At 41.1% G+C, this 14820-nt stretch carries 9 protein-coding genes; 3 read left to right on the top strand and 6 right to left on the bottom strand.

Annotated elements, in window-relative coordinates; translation table 11 throughout:
- Window positions 1-8: 8 nt before the first annotated feature.
- Complete coding sequence (locus G586_RS0104680; RefSeq protein WP_026526795.1) at window positions 9-1004, bottom strand: radical SAM/SPASM domain-containing protein; 996 nt, start codon at window positions 1002-1004, stop codon at window positions 9-11.
- A 144-nt stretch (window positions 1005-1148) separates the two neighbouring features.
- Between G586_RS0104680 and G586_RS0104675 the strand changes: the two genes are divergently transcribed.
- Entirely contained in the window at window positions 1149-2975 is a 1827-nt protein-coding gene (locus G586_RS0104675) for an ArnT family glycosyltransferase (RefSeq protein WP_026526794.1), read from the top strand.
- Here G586_RS0104675 and G586_RS0104670 read toward each other — a convergent pair.
- Genes G586_RS0104670 through G586_RS0104655 form a run of 4 tightly spaced genes read right to left on the bottom strand, consistent with a single transcriptional unit; the run spans window position 2972 to window position 8517 of the window.
- Window positions 2972-4516, bottom strand: a complete 1545-nt coding sequence (locus G586_RS0104670) for a glycosyltransferase family 39 protein (protein ID WP_026526793.1) — start codon at window positions 4514-4516, stop codon at window positions 2972-2974. The two genes, G586_RS0104675 and G586_RS0104670, sit on opposite strands and share 4 nt — an antisense overlap.
- Entirely contained in the window at window positions 4509-5762 is a 1254-nt protein-coding gene (locus G586_RS0104665; protein WP_026526792.1) for a DUF2029 domain-containing protein, read from the bottom strand. The genes G586_RS0104670 and G586_RS0104665 overlap by 8 nt, the downstream gene beginning before the upstream one ends.
- A gap of 59 nt (window positions 5763-5821) precedes the next feature.
- Entirely contained in the window at window positions 5822-7411 is a 1590-nt protein-coding gene (locus G586_RS0104660; protein ID WP_026526791.1) for a hypothetical protein, read from the bottom strand.
- A 47-nt stretch (window positions 7412-7458) separates the two neighbouring features.
- Complete coding sequence (locus G586_RS0104655) at window positions 7459-8517, bottom strand: NAD-dependent epimerase/dehydratase family protein (RefSeq protein WP_026526790.1); 1059 nt, start codon at window positions 8515-8517, stop codon at window positions 7459-7461.
- Window positions 8518-8582: 65 nt separating this feature from the next.
- Here G586_RS0104655 and G586_RS0104650 point away from each other — a divergent pair, with 65 nt between their 5' ends.
- Together G586_RS0104650 and G586_RS0104645 are read left to right on the top strand one after the other, a co-directional pair.
- On the top strand, window positions 8583-10118 hold the full coding sequence (locus G586_RS0104650) for a lipopolysaccharide biosynthesis protein (RefSeq protein ID WP_026526789.1): 1536 nt from the start codon (window positions 8583-8585) through the stop codon (window positions 10116-10118).
- The gene (locus tag G586_RS0104645; protein ID WP_026526788.1) at window positions 10115-11257 is read left to right on the top strand and encodes a glycoside hydrolase family 88 protein; all 1143 of its coding nucleotides are present in this window, start codon (window positions 10115-10117) and stop codon (window positions 11255-11257) included. Before G586_RS0104650 ends, G586_RS0104645 begins: the two co-directional genes overlap by 4 nt.
- 3 nt (window positions 11258-11260) lie before the next feature.
- Here the strand turns inward: G586_RS0104645 and G586_RS0104640 are convergent, their stop codons facing one another.
- Window positions 11261-14773 (bottom strand): glycosyl hydrolase 115 family protein, encoded by a 3513-nt coding sequence (locus tag G586_RS0104640; RefSeq protein ID WP_026526787.1) that lies wholly within the window; start codon window positions 14771-14773, stop codon window positions 11261-11263.
- Between the last annotated feature and the right edge of the window lie 47 nt (window positions 14774-14820).

Here is a 14820-nt window from a genome sequence, read left to right as displayed (position 1 = left end):
CGCTGACTTTAGTCTTCCTTCTTGAAGATACCCATTCTCTCGTGTCCTCCGAGCTTATTAGGATCTCTTCCCTCAAGAATAGCCTTGACAATTGTCATTCTAAAGCCTGCATCAATGAAGTCACAATGCTTACAGAAGGGTTCATTCTGACGCCCCTCTGCAATCCTTCTTCTAACCGCCATGAACTCCTCCGAAGCCCATCCATCCTTAAGACTTGTGGTAGAAAGATCAGCATAATTCGTAACTTCATAGTTATCGCAGCAGCAAAGTCCAAGCTTACCATTAGGCATAATCCACATATCCGTAAAGGGAAGAAGACATGTCTCCTTTATCACCTTCTCAGTTGCCTGCTTATTCGGCGCTGAACCCGCTCTGTTTGTAAGAACCTCTTCAAGATATCTCATCTGAATCTCAATCTCAAGATCCTTAAACTCTTCGGGATTAGCCTTAACATACTCATAGAGTTCCTGGATATTCTTGTGCAGCTTATATTCCATGCTGTAATTGTTGATAATAAGCTGATTGATATAGGGTTTAATTTCCTTAACCTTATCAATAGTGAGAATAAGACCATTGGTACTCATAAAGATAAAGCTATCCGGCAGCTTCTCCCTGGCATATTTATGCCTCTCAACTATCTTAGTATCAAGTAAGGGCTCATTATTACCATAAAGTGTAAGATGTCCCTTATATCCCCAATCAGCGAGCTGATCGATAATGCTCTTGTAAAGATCGTCATCTATTTTGCAAAGTGGTCTCTTCTCAGCATGCACATTAGCTGTACAGAATGCACAAGTAGAATTACATCTGTTGATGGTCTCGATGTTTACCACGTTTGGCATCGGCACTTCCTTGGCATTCATGAAGTAATTTATATAATCCTGCTGTTGTTTATTTCTGGTTGCAAACTGAAGCTTAAGATACGCTTCACTGGCAAGCATAGGGAAATGTGTTCTCGCAAACCATCCGAACTTGCCCATAAAACTGTTAACCCTGATTGGCATTTCATATCCTCCAAAATAATAACTACAACAGCGCTTATTATAACATAGGTAGTAATTTTTTCAACATAGCGTTTGACTTAGTACAATGGTGTTACCTATAATAAACTAACTGATTTTTTCGCATTTCTTGCATGGGAGTTGTTTATGGGGACTATTAATCTGATATCACTTATCATTTATTTGGGGATTGTCGTTTTTGCACTGTTTTTGCACTTTAAAAGCAACCAGAATTCAGTCTTTGAAGTAAATGAATTATCAGACGTAAGTTTTAATGCCATATTCACCTTTCTTCTTCCCATCTTCGTTATTTTAATCGGCTCAGCGCTAAGGCTTTACATGCTTTCCGCAATTCCTAAAGGATTGCATCAGGACGAAGCTTCTATCGGCTACGAAGCATACATTCTCTCTGAATATGGTATGGATCGCGATGGAAATCACCTTCCTGTCTATCCTATAACCTATGGCTCAGGTGGCGGAAGCCCTCTTATGATCTACCTCAATGCCCTTACTACGTCTGTCTTTGGCAGTAGTCCTTTTATTCTCAGAGCTCTGCCGGCTGTTTTGGGTGTTGCTACTCTTGTATTATTCTTTTTTCTTATAAAAATACTCAGTAGGGAATCTTTACGCAGCAGCAAAGCTAATCTGCATCTTCAGTATATTTCCGGCGAATATCTCTGGATACCTTTAGTAAGTCTTGCAGTTATTGCCCTTACTCCGTGGCACATCATGCTCTCAAGATGGAGTCTTGACTGCAATACCACGCCTTTTTGGGTAATCTCTGCACTTTTGTCATTCTCAGCCGGTGCATACAAAAAAGAAAAAGGTACCCCTTTTTACATGATCTCTGCCATCCTGTATTCACTTACTCTCTATAGCTATGGCGCCGCCACAATAGTTATTCCTCTGCACCTTGTCATCATGTGCGTGATATGTATAAAAAGTCGAAGAATGTCAGCGCTCCAAATGATATGGGGCATTATTGTATTTCTCGTGGTTTCACTACCACTTATCGTATTTTATGTGATCAACATCTTTGATCTTCCCGCCATAACAACTCCGTTATTCTCGATTACAAAGTTCACTGCAAAACGCTCTGTATTCGCCTCCGGATCAGAGCTTATGCCTTTTGTATGCCAGAATTTTATTGTGATGGTAAAGAACATAACGATTGGAAACTCCTCGGAGCAGATTCTGAATTATTTACCAGGTTTTCCGCCGCTTCTTTTATTCACCTTTCCCATGACTATTTTGGGAGTGATTCTAAGTATAAAAAGAACTGTTACAGGGATTTTCCTCGATCAGGTGATAAACAGTCTTTTCTTTCCTGTGTTTATTTTTGGCCTGTTTGTCGAGGAAGACATAACACGAATGGTACTGATTTTTATTCCGCTTACTTACTTTATGGCCCGTGGTTTAATTTTCGTAGTCAATGAATTTGTTACCATCCAAAAAAATGCGGACTCAACGCCTAAGCGTCTCTTCGCAATTGGGGCAAAAGCACTTGCTCCCGCGCTTTTCTTCCTTGGAGCATTTTTATTTTCCAAAACTTATTTCACGCAATACAATGCGGTAAATGCAGAAGCCTTTATGCCCGGATATGGAGAAGCCTGCGCTTACGCAGATGAGACAGTTGAAAAGAACGCTACTGTTTTCTCAACATATGAGCATTTATCAGCGCCTTTTATGATCGCTCTTTATTACACAAAAACACCGCCCAAGGATTTCCTTGAAACGGTGCATTATAAAGATCCAAATTCCGAATTCAGAATCGCTGATTCGTTTACGCATTTTAAATTTGGGATTCCGGATGATTTTACAGAAAAAATAACAGCATATCTAAATAGTGGAAATGTGTTTATTTTGCATAAAACACAACTTTCATCCTTAAAGGAAATCCCCGGCTATGATGCTTCTGCCACGAAGGTTGCTCTTTTCTACGACTTCATCGTGGTTTCCAAAGCTAATGATTAGTGTCTTTTTCTTCCGCTGAGAGCTTTGGAAACAAAGAGTATAAGCCTTGATATTCCGTAAGCAGCAAAGGGAAGCAGCGTAAGGTAATACCTTATGATGTAACGGGAAGACCCCTCCCATATCTCATGAAAAAGCATACCACCGAATACGAATAAGATCAGAAGAGCCTGTGGCAAGTCAAGGCTCTTTTTCTTTATTGTAAAGAGGCAATATATGCAGACTCCCAAATAGACCATAAAATGAGCTATGTCCATAATCCCTTGAAAAATACGAGACCAGATACCGTAAACAAGAGAGTAAGCAAATACCGATTTTGACTCCGAATGTCGCATTGAAAGCTCATAATTCCTGATTGAAATATGAGTAGGATCAGCCCATTGTGACAAAAACTTTCTCATATAAAACTTAATGGCATGTAAAGGTCTTTTACTGAACTCAGAGATTCTCTCTGATATAGCCATCTTGGCTGCCTTATCAGTCAATTCTCTGTCATAATCCATATCATTAAAGGTATTTCTGTTAAAACCGTTGTACCAGCCCCACTCTCCTTCGCCCTCCTGCATCGCCATAGCAAAGTAAGTAGAACTCGGTACTCCTTTAGGATACTCAGACAAACCTGCTTTCCCTGCGTAAATACTACCTATTAGCTTAAGAGGGCAAACCGCCATCACTGCAAGCAGTACAACAAAACAGAGATTGATAAGGCATCTCTTTAATAATTCTTCTCCGTTATTTAAAAGATATTCCAAAAAATCAACAAAAAGAAGAATTGCCATTGCTATAAGCGCTATGTAGAGATTGGTCTTCAGCATACAACCAATTCCAAGAAACAGCGCCGCTGACAGTTCGTCCTTGACAGCATGTTTTTTCAGATAACATATCTCAAAATATAGCGCCAGTATGCCAGGTGCCAAGGACCAAACATCATTGTAAACATATGTCACATATGAAAACAGAAAGAACATTGACAGAGACAATACATCAAAGATGTCACATACAAAATCATCTCCAAACAGCTCCTTCGTCGTTTTGTGCAAAAATATAACCGATACAACTATCGAAAGAAGGTTGATCAGCTGATACACAAGATAATTGCTGGGGCCGAAAATTCTCGATATTATCTGACCTATTGCCACATAGCCTATCTGAAAAGGATATACGAACATATACCCGCCTTTAAAAAGGCTGCTATAATCCCCCAGATCAAACGCATTTATTACCTCATCAAGCGTAAGTCCGTCCGTGACAGCCACAGCTCTGGAGGTAAAAATCAAAACAAGGCATAGAAGAGCTTCTATGCAGACAGCAGCCGGTAATAACCACTTTTTATGTGTTTTGGTGAAAAAATAAAGAATAAACCCGAATAGACATACTCCCACTATGAGCCAAAGAAAATTCTGACCTCCAAATCTTGGAAGATCAGCCTCCTGATCCGTATCATAATAAATTGTGGTAACAGAAGTTACCACAAGAATAAGAAGCGATAAAGCTGTAAATGGTACAAAAAAGACCATTGAAAGATTTCTGAGAATCTTATGCACGCTGACCTCCAATTCTTTTAGCAAGATCAAATGCCACCACTGCATAAATAACAATCTGTACCGCTGAGATTACAGTAATAGGAACAGTACTCTCCCTGAACAGAACCATGATATAAACAAGCGTTGAATTGACATTCATAAGTGCAGCTATCCAGAGCTTATCACGTTTTACCGCTATGCACAGCGCTGTCATTAGAAGTACAACAGCATAATCGTATCTCTCATGCATTCCGGGTAAGAACATACAGCAGGTCCATGCCATGAAAATCCCAAAATAAAGAGTATTCTCTCTCTTCTCAAGATATTCACTGTGATGAAGAATATAAACTGCAAGCACTCCAAGAATTGCTGCCGCCACTAGTACCGCAGGAAGTGTCAGAAGGTCATCGAAATTATCCAATCCAAAATTATAAAAGTTGGGATAATAGGATACCATCCCATACCCTTCAGTTGAAACCTCCTGTGTCTGTAGAAGGTAAGCAAGATAAGTAGCCTTTAGTCCTCTCCTTGCCAAAACGCATGGAAGTCCAAGTATCAGATACATTACAGGTATCCAGAAAAACTCTAAAATGCTGTACTTTTTTCTGGCAAAATAGAGTACCAAAAACAGTGGTACAAAGAAAATTGCCTGTAATTTAAACCCAAATGAAATTGAAAGAAAAACAAATGAAAGTCTATAGTTATCCTTCAAAAGATGATATATTGCAATCACCAGAAATACCACATAGATTGCGTCGCACTGCTTCCAAAGCGCTCCATTCCAGATAACAAAGGGTAAAAACAATGTTAATACAGCCCCGAATGAAGCCTGGATTTTTGCTTTTTCCCCGGATATACCTCTCTCATCAAGAATAATAAGCAGTATCTTTTTAATATAAATAGCACTTACAAACTCGGCTATCATTGAAAAAACAGCTATGGGAATATAGGGCTCACACGGAAAAAGCGAGCATATGGCATACATGACATTGTAAGGTACGTAATAGTCTCCGATATCTTTGGACAATCCTCCGAAGAATCCGTATTCTCTGTATGCTTCAACCCATGGTAGATAGTAACTCTCATAGTCGGGAGAAAGAGTTGTCTCAGGAATAAGCTTTACTCTGATAATAACCGACAAAATAACAAGTATTACAATTGCTATCTTATCAAGATTATTGTTTATAAGCCCGATAAGCCATCTGTCAAATCCGGTTATTCCCAAAGCCTTTCCGCTTTTTGTATCTTTATCTGTATTAGCTCCCAAGAAAACCTCCTAAATAAACCATAATTTGTACTTTTACACCATTTTGCAGCATAGGCCGATCATGGCTTAAGTACTACATTTTCTTTATGATAATACTCAGCCATAGCCTTGTTAAGCCAGTCTTTTTTATTGTCAGTAATATCAGAAAAAAACAAAAGCTGTGGATGAACTGAATAAGGCAAAAATTCCGCTTTTTTCACAGAATCATCCTTAAGAATTTCTAGTCGCTTATCAAACTCCCTGCGATATGTGGCAGCCTCACCATTTACAAAATCCATAGCTGCAGCAGTCCCGGTAAACAGATAAGGTTCAGGTTTAAGTGCAAGAGCTGACAAAACGATAAATGACACCCCCACAAACACAATTACCTTCGAAGCATTCTCACCAAGAAATGCCTCTTTAAGAAAATCTCCCGGCTTGCCCCTTTTAAGTTCATCTCCTTCAATCAGCTTGGCCGGCTTTATTACATATCTTATCCATCCGCACATATAACCGACCATCAGTATCAAAAGAAGCATCCCTTGCATATAAAAAAGTGCCTGAATTCTTCCTGCTTCAATGCTCCCCGTTGCATATATCGGGGGTGTAATACTGGCTGCCGTTAGAAGAAAGCAGAATATGATAAAAAGAACCGGATGATCAAATCCGTAAAATCGCTTTATTCTGCCTGCTGCCTTCCACAAAAGAGGAATCAGCAGCATCATTAGTACTACAACCGGCCATGTCAGCCATTTTCCAAGCATAGCATCAAAAGTATAATATATCGCCATAAGGACAGCTTTTATCGGATTATATGCTGCTCCCGTAGACCTTTGCGCATTACCCGGAGCAACAACTGCCAGCATCAAGCCAACAAGCATACAGACAGCAGGTGCCACAAGTCTTCTAAAGCCCGAAAATCTCTCAGCTATTCTGACAACTGAGTATTTTCTATACTCAATCTGCTTTTCCAGCGATGCATTTCCTGAAATCTTTGCGATAAGTGAAATTATCAGAATACAAATAGATATTATCCCGAGACTTAAAGATGTCATATAATTGGCTCCACCAAGAGCAAAACCCAGAATTGACACCAAAACTATTTTATATCCCTTATAATATTCCGCATTAGCAATTTTCAAGAGAAAACCTAGCCAGAAAAGGCCCAGTCCAAACATGAACAGATAATTTATAGCGCCGCTGTACCAGAAAAAGATCTCCACTCTTGGCAATCCTACCGGCATACAATGAATCATAATGAAATATATGATACTGGTTATACAGCCGGTCAGATGCTTCTCAACACGCAAAACTCCATAAAAAAACTGTCTTAAAAAATAACAAATCCCGACAGTAAACATCAAAAGAACAATCCATGTTCCCAGAAAATAGAGGTGCTCGCTAAAAACATGCGGAGCAAGTGCTGTGAGAGCATTGCTGAAATACACGCCCGTCCAGTTGAGATAATACCATGCCCCCATATAAACAGCTTTTGCTATCGCGACAAAAACACCTCCCGAAATAAAAGCTTCATGGACCTCAAACGCCATGCTGAAATCATCTGCAGACGGCACATTATATAATGACACCAGCAGTATGGGCAGAATCGCTATGGCGTTTATAACAAACAGAATAATTCTAAGGCATTTAACCTCAATATTCTTTTTCATGTATTGGCTCCGATTTACTTAATGGAATTAGTACAGTCTTTTATCTATTATTTATCATCTCTTCTCTTTACGTATCCTGCATACCAGTCAACGAAATTCTTTATTCCATCGCGAAGATCTGTATTCGGCTTAAAGTCAAAGTCTCTCATAAGATCATCCACATCCGCAAAAGTAGCCTCTACATCACCGGGCTGCATGGGAAGAAGTTCTCTGTGAGCTTCGAAATCAAAATCCTTGGGAAGTACATCATGAGCAACAAGCTCTCTCTGAAGGATATCCACAAAGTCCATAAGATTCTCGGGATTGTGATTACCGATGTTATATACTTTATATCTGTTTCCTCTGTCATCCTCATCCGGTGTACTCTGCATAACATTTACAACACCGGTAACAATGTCATCGACATAGGTGAAATCTCTCTTGCAATTACCATAGTTGAATATCTGTATTGTCTCGCCCTTAAGAAGCTTATCCGCAAACAGGAAAAGTGCCATATCAGGACGACCCATAGGACCGTAAACCGTGAAGAAACGAAGTCCTGTTGTAGCCATTCCATAGAGATTGCTGTAAGAATAAGCAAACAGCTCATTTGACTTCTTGGTTGCAGCATAAAGTGAAAGCGGATGATCCACCTGATCGCTTGTACTGAAAGGAAGCTTGGTATTTCCACCATATACGCTTGAACTTGAAGCATATACAAGATGCTCTACCTTGGGATCGCTGTGACGGCAAGCCTCAAGAATATTGTAGAAGCCTATTACATTTGCTTCTATATAAGCACCGGGATTCTCTATTGAATAACGAACTCCGGCCTGTGCTGCAAGATTCACAACAACTGCAGGCTTATACTTTGCAAATACCTCATCAACTGCTGCCTTATCCGCAATATCACCCTTAACAAAAATGAAGTCCTCATACTTGGAGAGTTTCTCAAGTCTCTCCTCCTTTAAGCGAACATCATAATAATCATTAACGTTGTCATATCCGACAACCTTGATATCCTTAAACTCATTAAGAAGTCTTGTGGCAAGATGTGATCCGATAAAACCGGCTGCACCTGTAATAAGAACTGTTTTGCCATTAAGATTAACATTTTTCTCTTTCATTACTAAATATTCTCCTTAAAATGATATAATAACATGATAGTTAAAAAAGTCCTGGAGGTCAATTTATGGGCAGAACAAAGCAAGCTGCCAAGAATATTACATTCGGTTATGTCGGACAGCTGGCAACAGCGCTTATGTCCTTCATTCTGCGCACAATTTTCATATATCGTCTTTCCAAAAACCTTCTTGGTATAAACGATCTCTATAGCAATATCCTATCACTTCTGTCAATGGCGGAACTCGGAATAGGAACAGCCCTTAATTTCAGTCTTTATGCACCTGTTGCCAGAAAAGACACTGAGAAGGTCAAGTCCTATATGCAGATGTACCGCAAGGCATATCATACTATTGCTATAGTGGTTGCAGTTATCGGACTGGCGCTTACACCTTTTCTGAAATACTTTGTCAAAAATCCCGAAGGAATAACCGTAAGGGATATGACGCTTTATTATCTGATTTTCCTTTTTAACACAGTCAGCACATATTTTGTTTCATACAAATACAGTCTTGTAAATGCGGAACAAAAAAATTACATACAGACCAATATAAATACAATAACAAAGATCATTACCGTTTTTTTCCAGATCATCATTCTTCTGGTTATTCCAAACCTGTACCTTTATCTCATCGCAGATGCTGTAGTTCAGCTTATCCAGAAGATTTTTGTAAACAGCTATTTAAACAAGCTATATCCCTATCTGACCGACAAAAACATAACTCCGCTGCTTGATGAGGAGCGCGGAGAAGTCTGGAAAAAGACAAAAGCTCTTGTGCTTCACAAGGTCGGCGACGTGGCAAGGCTCCAGACCGATACACTTATCATTTCCTCATTTATTGAAGTCGGTATGGCAGCCGTAGTGGGCAACTACACCATGGTAACCGGCACGATTGCCAATTTTGTAAATATTATTTTCAACTCTGTCATTTCAGGCTTTGGAAATCTTATCGCCACAGAATCCAAAGAAAAGCAGTATTCAACCTTTAAGGTTTATAGATTCTTTGCATCCTGGGTCTACGGATTTTCAGCCTGCGGATTTTTCATACTGCTGCAGCCGCTTATCTATCTCTGGATAGTAAAAAGACGAGGCCCCGAGTGGATGCTCGGCACTCTGGCGGTTTATCTGTTCTTAACAGATTATTATTTCAAAGGCGACAGAATCGTTCTTTCAAATTATAAAACTGCGGCGGGAGTATTTGAGCAGGACAAGTATCTGGCACTTATTCAGGGATTTGTAAATCTTGTTCTTTCAATCGTTCTTGTTCAGAAAATCGGACTTGCCGGAATCTATGTTGGTACGGTTGTTTCCGGACTAATAGCGAATGTTACAAAGCCGATCATTATCTACAAAGTCTGCTTTGACAAAAGCTCGGTGTCCTACTTTATTGACAGTGCAAAATATACAACCACCGAGGTCTTAACTGTTGTACCACTATATCTTCTTGGCAAAGTGGTTATGAAGGACATAACCATCGTAAACTTTGCACTTATGATCATAATCGTAACGGTTGTATTTAATGGCGCATTCTGGATTATCTATCACAAAACAGAAGAATACGGATATCTCAAGGGTATTGTATTAAGAAAGCTGGGAAAAGCATGAATAAAGAAACCTTAGAACAGATAATAAGAGTTACTGAAAACGACCTTTCTTCAATAAATAATTACACTGCCAAGGATGCTCTTAAAGATGCTGCGAAAAAAGCACTTAAAAGAGCCACCACAAACAGAGATCCCATGTTCTGGCCTGCCGGGCTACTGCTCCTTGGTTTGACAGAGGCAGCCTTTTCGCCATCCAAAGAAGTTTCTTCACTTATAAGTACAGAAATCAGGGATGAGGCTGTTGACCATGTGACCTCCTATCTGGACAGATGGCTTAAGGCAGGTGAAAACGTCTCTTATGTGGATGATTCTCTAGCCGGTCTGTCGCTTATCACTCTCTACGAAAACACCGGAGAAAAGCGTTTTCATCACGGAGCAATCAAAATTGCAAATTTCCTTGCTCAGTGCCCAAAGAACAAAGAAGAAAGCATTATATACAATCCCTCTAAAGGCAATGACCTTATATACGCAGACGGCGCAGGACAGACAGCCATGTACTTGTCACGTTACGCCTCATATTTCGGGAAAAAGAACGCTATGGCACTTGCTGCCAAACAGCTTTTGAATTTTCATGAAAATGGTTTTGACGAGCGCTCAGCTCTTCCCTACCACGCTTTTTCACTTGAAAAAGGCAAAAAGCTTGGCATCATAGGTTGGGGCCGGGCTGTAGGCTGGCTTATGATGGGTTACTCAGAGCTTCTCGCCAGTCTGGAAAGAGAGTCATTCCACGGGAATAACATTGCAAACGAATCCCTTTTAAAGAATACTGCCGATAAGTTAATGTCTCAGTATTATAACCTTGTTCGTGTTACTTTATCCTATCAGAGACCCGATGGTGGATATTCCTGGCTTCTTCCTGCCATAGATGGCGAAGCCGACACATCAGCAACAGCCATGATCTCATATTCTATGTCATCATGGCTTAGAAGCGGTGCTTTCCATGCTCACGCCAAAGATCTGACAGAGGACGTAAAAAAAGCCGTTGCCGGCGCAGGAGAATTTCTCCTTGCAAACACCAAAAACGGCTCTGTTTTACAATCATTAAGCAGCTGTGAAGATATTGCAGTGCACAGACAGGTTTACGGGCATTACCCATGGGGTCAGGGTAGCACCCTGGCACTGCTATCAATACTCGATTAGTTATCAGACTATTGCCGGAGGAAGCTCATCTGTCGCAGTCATATAGAATTGCTCCACCCTTATTCCGGCAGAAAGTGCAAAGTATCTAAGCGTGTGTCTTCCTCCCCGCAATTTCACATCCACAAGCGGCACCCATCTCCAGATATTCTCTGCAGAAAATCTCCAGATGGACTGTCCGCAGTATAAATCCTGCTCGGAATAGATCTTATCATCAACGCCTATTGTGAAATGAGATTTTTCTTCATCCCACATCAGGAACTTTCCCCATATTCTGTAGGTCCCACCCCTGGTCTCAATATTGTAGTGAAGTGAAGGTGCCTTCTTAATAGCACTTGTTCCACCCCAACTGGTTCCCACATAGCTTTCAAGAGCTTTTTCATCTCTTACATACATAGCAAGACCGCTCTCTCCATGAGACGGAGCATTGCAATAATCCCAGCCTCCGCCCTCAGTATAGGCCGCCTTGGACTGGGCAAGAGCTGCTGCAGCTTCAATAAATATCCTTCCATCTTTTTCAATAGAAGTATGCTCTCCCGTCGCTACAATCTCTCCTGCAGCCACAGGTGCCCCATAGTGTGAAAGAAACTCCATATGTTCACCTATCTCGAGGCAATTTCCCTTCTGTTTTCTAAACGCATAATAAACAGGACGCGGAGGAAGCTCATAGGCTTCTTTTCCATAGAAATCCCAGCAAAATCCCGCAGCATCAAAGCTGAGCGGAAGTCTTAAGTCTCCACCTCTGATTCCAAGCGTATTCTCACGTCTTTCCCTGGTATAGATAACAAATCTTGAGAATGAAAAATATTTATCAACAGCATGGAAAATAATTCTGTGGGATCCGGGTTTAATATTCGGCAGGCGAAGATAAAGCTTGTCTACGTTGTTCCTTACATTGTTCTTCCACTCGCCCTTAAACTCATCATTGGCATCCGATTCTATAACTTCCACAGGATTCTCATCCACGGATACTCCGATTCTGATTCTTCCCATGGCATTAAGCGAAGGAAATCTGTGCAGTTCAAGAAGAAATGCACCTTCACTCGTCACGGTTACCTCATAGGTAAGCGTTGCACCTTCGGTTCTGGCCTCAACAAGTGACCCTCTCTGCCTTCCGAGATTTGGAATGCGGACCCATGCACCGGAAAGATCTCTGACCATGTCTGCCTCTATTCTCAGCATTCCATCATCCTCCATATGAGGAGGAAATACTATATTGCCCTGTCCAAGCAGAGTTATTCCCCTAAACAGCTTTGCCTCCACAGGAATGATGTGATTTTCACCTGTCATAAGTGCCATGACATGAATCTCATCCTTTATGGAAACCACTGCGTCATCAGGCTTAACCTCTCCTTTTTTGGTCATCTGCTCTATCATGTCAGAGACCTGCGTCCAATCTACCTCCAGAAGAAGTCTCTCTTCACCGCTGATCCTGATGTCACCATGACCTTCAAATCCAACCATACTCTCCTCAGTAACCCTGAGCCAGTTTGGAAGATCAACCGTGACTAGGATTTCATTTTCACCGGCATTTGCTATCTCAAACCATTTTTCAACAGGCTTAACAAATGTTAGCGAATTTTCCTCATTCTGACATGTTACTATCAGATGATCCTCCGACCTCTTTATCGGAGGCTTACATGCCGGGTACATGGCTGTTCTCGGAGGCGGGAAATCCTCAGGAGTCATCACTCCATCCCACTTACCGTCAGCCATAACATGGTTGTAATAATAAAGCATACTTCTTCTTGCGTGATCAAAAGCAAGAGATCTTGTAGTATAATCGGACGCACTGTGGGTCTTTCCCTGCCTTATGCACAGATTACTTCTGTCGGCATAATAATACATTGCATAAGTGTAATACGCCGCATGGATCTTCATAAGAACAAGTTGGAAAAATGCATCCTTCTCGTTATCGGGAAGAGAATGATATATTCTGTTTCCGGTTTTAAACATATACTCATAGCGATGAATTCTGCTAACAGCCTCATCAGTATAGGCTGTCTGTGAGAATGCATCCACATCCATCTGTTCAACCTTGCGGACATTTGTAAGCTGGTCAAATTCAACAAGCATAGGAGCGAGCTTCTTACCGTGATGCCCACTGAAGGATTCATCAATCCATTTTGCAAGAAACTCAACTTCATCAGCGCAAATAGTATCGCTTTTCCCGATGTCCCAGGCCAACTGGGCATAATATGTAATCTGCTGTTCCAGCGGTTTTATGGCACCGAAGTTTGTAACCCAGAGCTTACGGATACCTTCCTCATAAGCTTTTTTCAACTCGTTTCTTGTCTGTGAGAGCGGAATAGAGCATAAGAAAAGGTAAGATGATCCAGGCGGAGCCCAGTATGAGTTATGATAGTACAAACCATTACCTCCAAGGCGTCGCTTTTCTATCTCACTTGGATACCTTCTTACATGTCCGTAATTGTCATTAACCCAGATAAGAGTAAAATCATCCGGAATCCTTAGTCCGTTATCGTAGAGCTCAAGTACCTCCTTATAGGGAACAAATATCTTCATGGGAGTATATTCAAGGGTCTTTTCCAGAATCTCTTCCTGAGCCTTAATTACATCCTCCAAAATCTCTATTTTGGCATCTCGAAGCTCATCCCCTTTAAGACCTGCCAGTGCCACCGGCTCAAACTCAGTATCGTGAATACCTCTCATTCCCAGAGTATATGTAACCTCATAATCTTTATTTTGCTCAACGGCTTCCTGCCAGTACTCTATGATCGCATCCCTGCTTTTTTCAGAAGCAGTGAAGTCATAGGGCATTCCGCCATAACCCTTCTTCTCAAGCCAGGGTCTCCATTCCTTATTATTGCTTCGCATGAGCATATCGCAATGAGAGGTTCCGACAACAATTCCCATCCTGTCTGCAAGTCTTGCATTCTCGGGATTTGAATTGAATGCATTAACATGCATGGCAGGCCACACATAATTCATCTTAAGGCGCAGCATGAGCTCAAAGATTTTTTCATAGGTCTTTATGCCTATAGTAGTTTCCCCAAGGTATCTCTGTGCCCAATGATCCAGTTCTTCCTCATCATTTATGAAAATACCCCTGTATTCAATGCTCGGATGATCCGATACGTGATAATCATCAGGAAGTGATATTTCTGTCTTTGGATGAATAGGTACGTCAGCCATAAAATACCAGGGAGATACCCCCAGGACGCTGCGGCAGAATTCATAAATGCCGAAAATAGTACCCCTTCTATCAGATCCGGCTATAATAAGCCTGCCTCTTCTGTCACGAATAACATATGCTTCTTTTCTTCTTCTCCCATGGGAGCTGAAAAGTCCGACAAGGTCCTCTTCCTCAAAATCTTCGCACACGCCAACAGTCCCCACCAGCACTTGCTGCGAGTCGGGATCGTGAACCTCCGTATTTATTTGAAGTACTCTTTTGAAATCACGGATCAGATTTGATACCGCAATCTTGACTGCTTCAGATTCGCGCTCACTGATCGTCACTACGACCGATGAGTACTGCCTGATAGTTATCCCCATCACTCTCCCCCCATGAGACTTTGGTTGCTAACATTTTTCAATAACTT

Source organism: Butyrivibrio sp. VCD2006 (genome assembly GCF_000423925.1).
In the GTDB taxonomy this organism is placed as follows: Bacteria; Bacillota; Clostridia; order Lachnospirales; family Lachnospiraceae; genus Butyrivibrio.
This window is presented reverse-complemented; position numbering and strand designations above follow the sequence as displayed.

What these genes read in the sequence shown, in the direction of transcription:
- G586_RS0104675 (WP_026526794.1), top strand. Translation starts at nt 1,149, where the DNA reads ATGGGGACTATTAATCTGATATCACTTATCATTTATTTGGGGATTGTC.
- G586_RS0104655 (WP_026526790.1), bottom strand. Translation starts at nt 8,517, where the DNA reads ATGAAAGAGAAAAATGTTAATCTTAATGGCAAAACAGTTCTTATTACA.
- G586_RS0104645 (WP_026526788.1), top strand. Translation starts at nt 10,115, where the DNA reads ATGAATAAAGAAACCTTAGAACAGATAATAAGAGTTACTGAAAACGAC.
- G586_RS0104640 (WP_026526787.1), bottom strand. Translation starts at nt 14,773, where the DNA reads ATGGGGATAACTATCAGGCAGTACTCATCGGTCGTAGTGACGATCAGT.
- G586_RS0104650 (WP_026526789.1), top strand. Translation starts at nt 8,583, where the DNA reads ATGGGCAGAACAAAGCAAGCTGCCAAGAATATTACATTCGGTTATGTC.
- G586_RS0104660 (WP_026526791.1), bottom strand. Translation starts at nt 7,411, where the DNA reads ATGAAAAAGAATATTGAGGTTAAATGCCTTAGAATTATTCTGTTTGTT.
- G586_RS0104680 (WP_026526795.1), bottom strand. Translation starts at nt 1,004, where the DNA reads ATGCCAATCAGGGTTAACAGTTTTATGGGCAAGTTCGGATGGTTTGCG.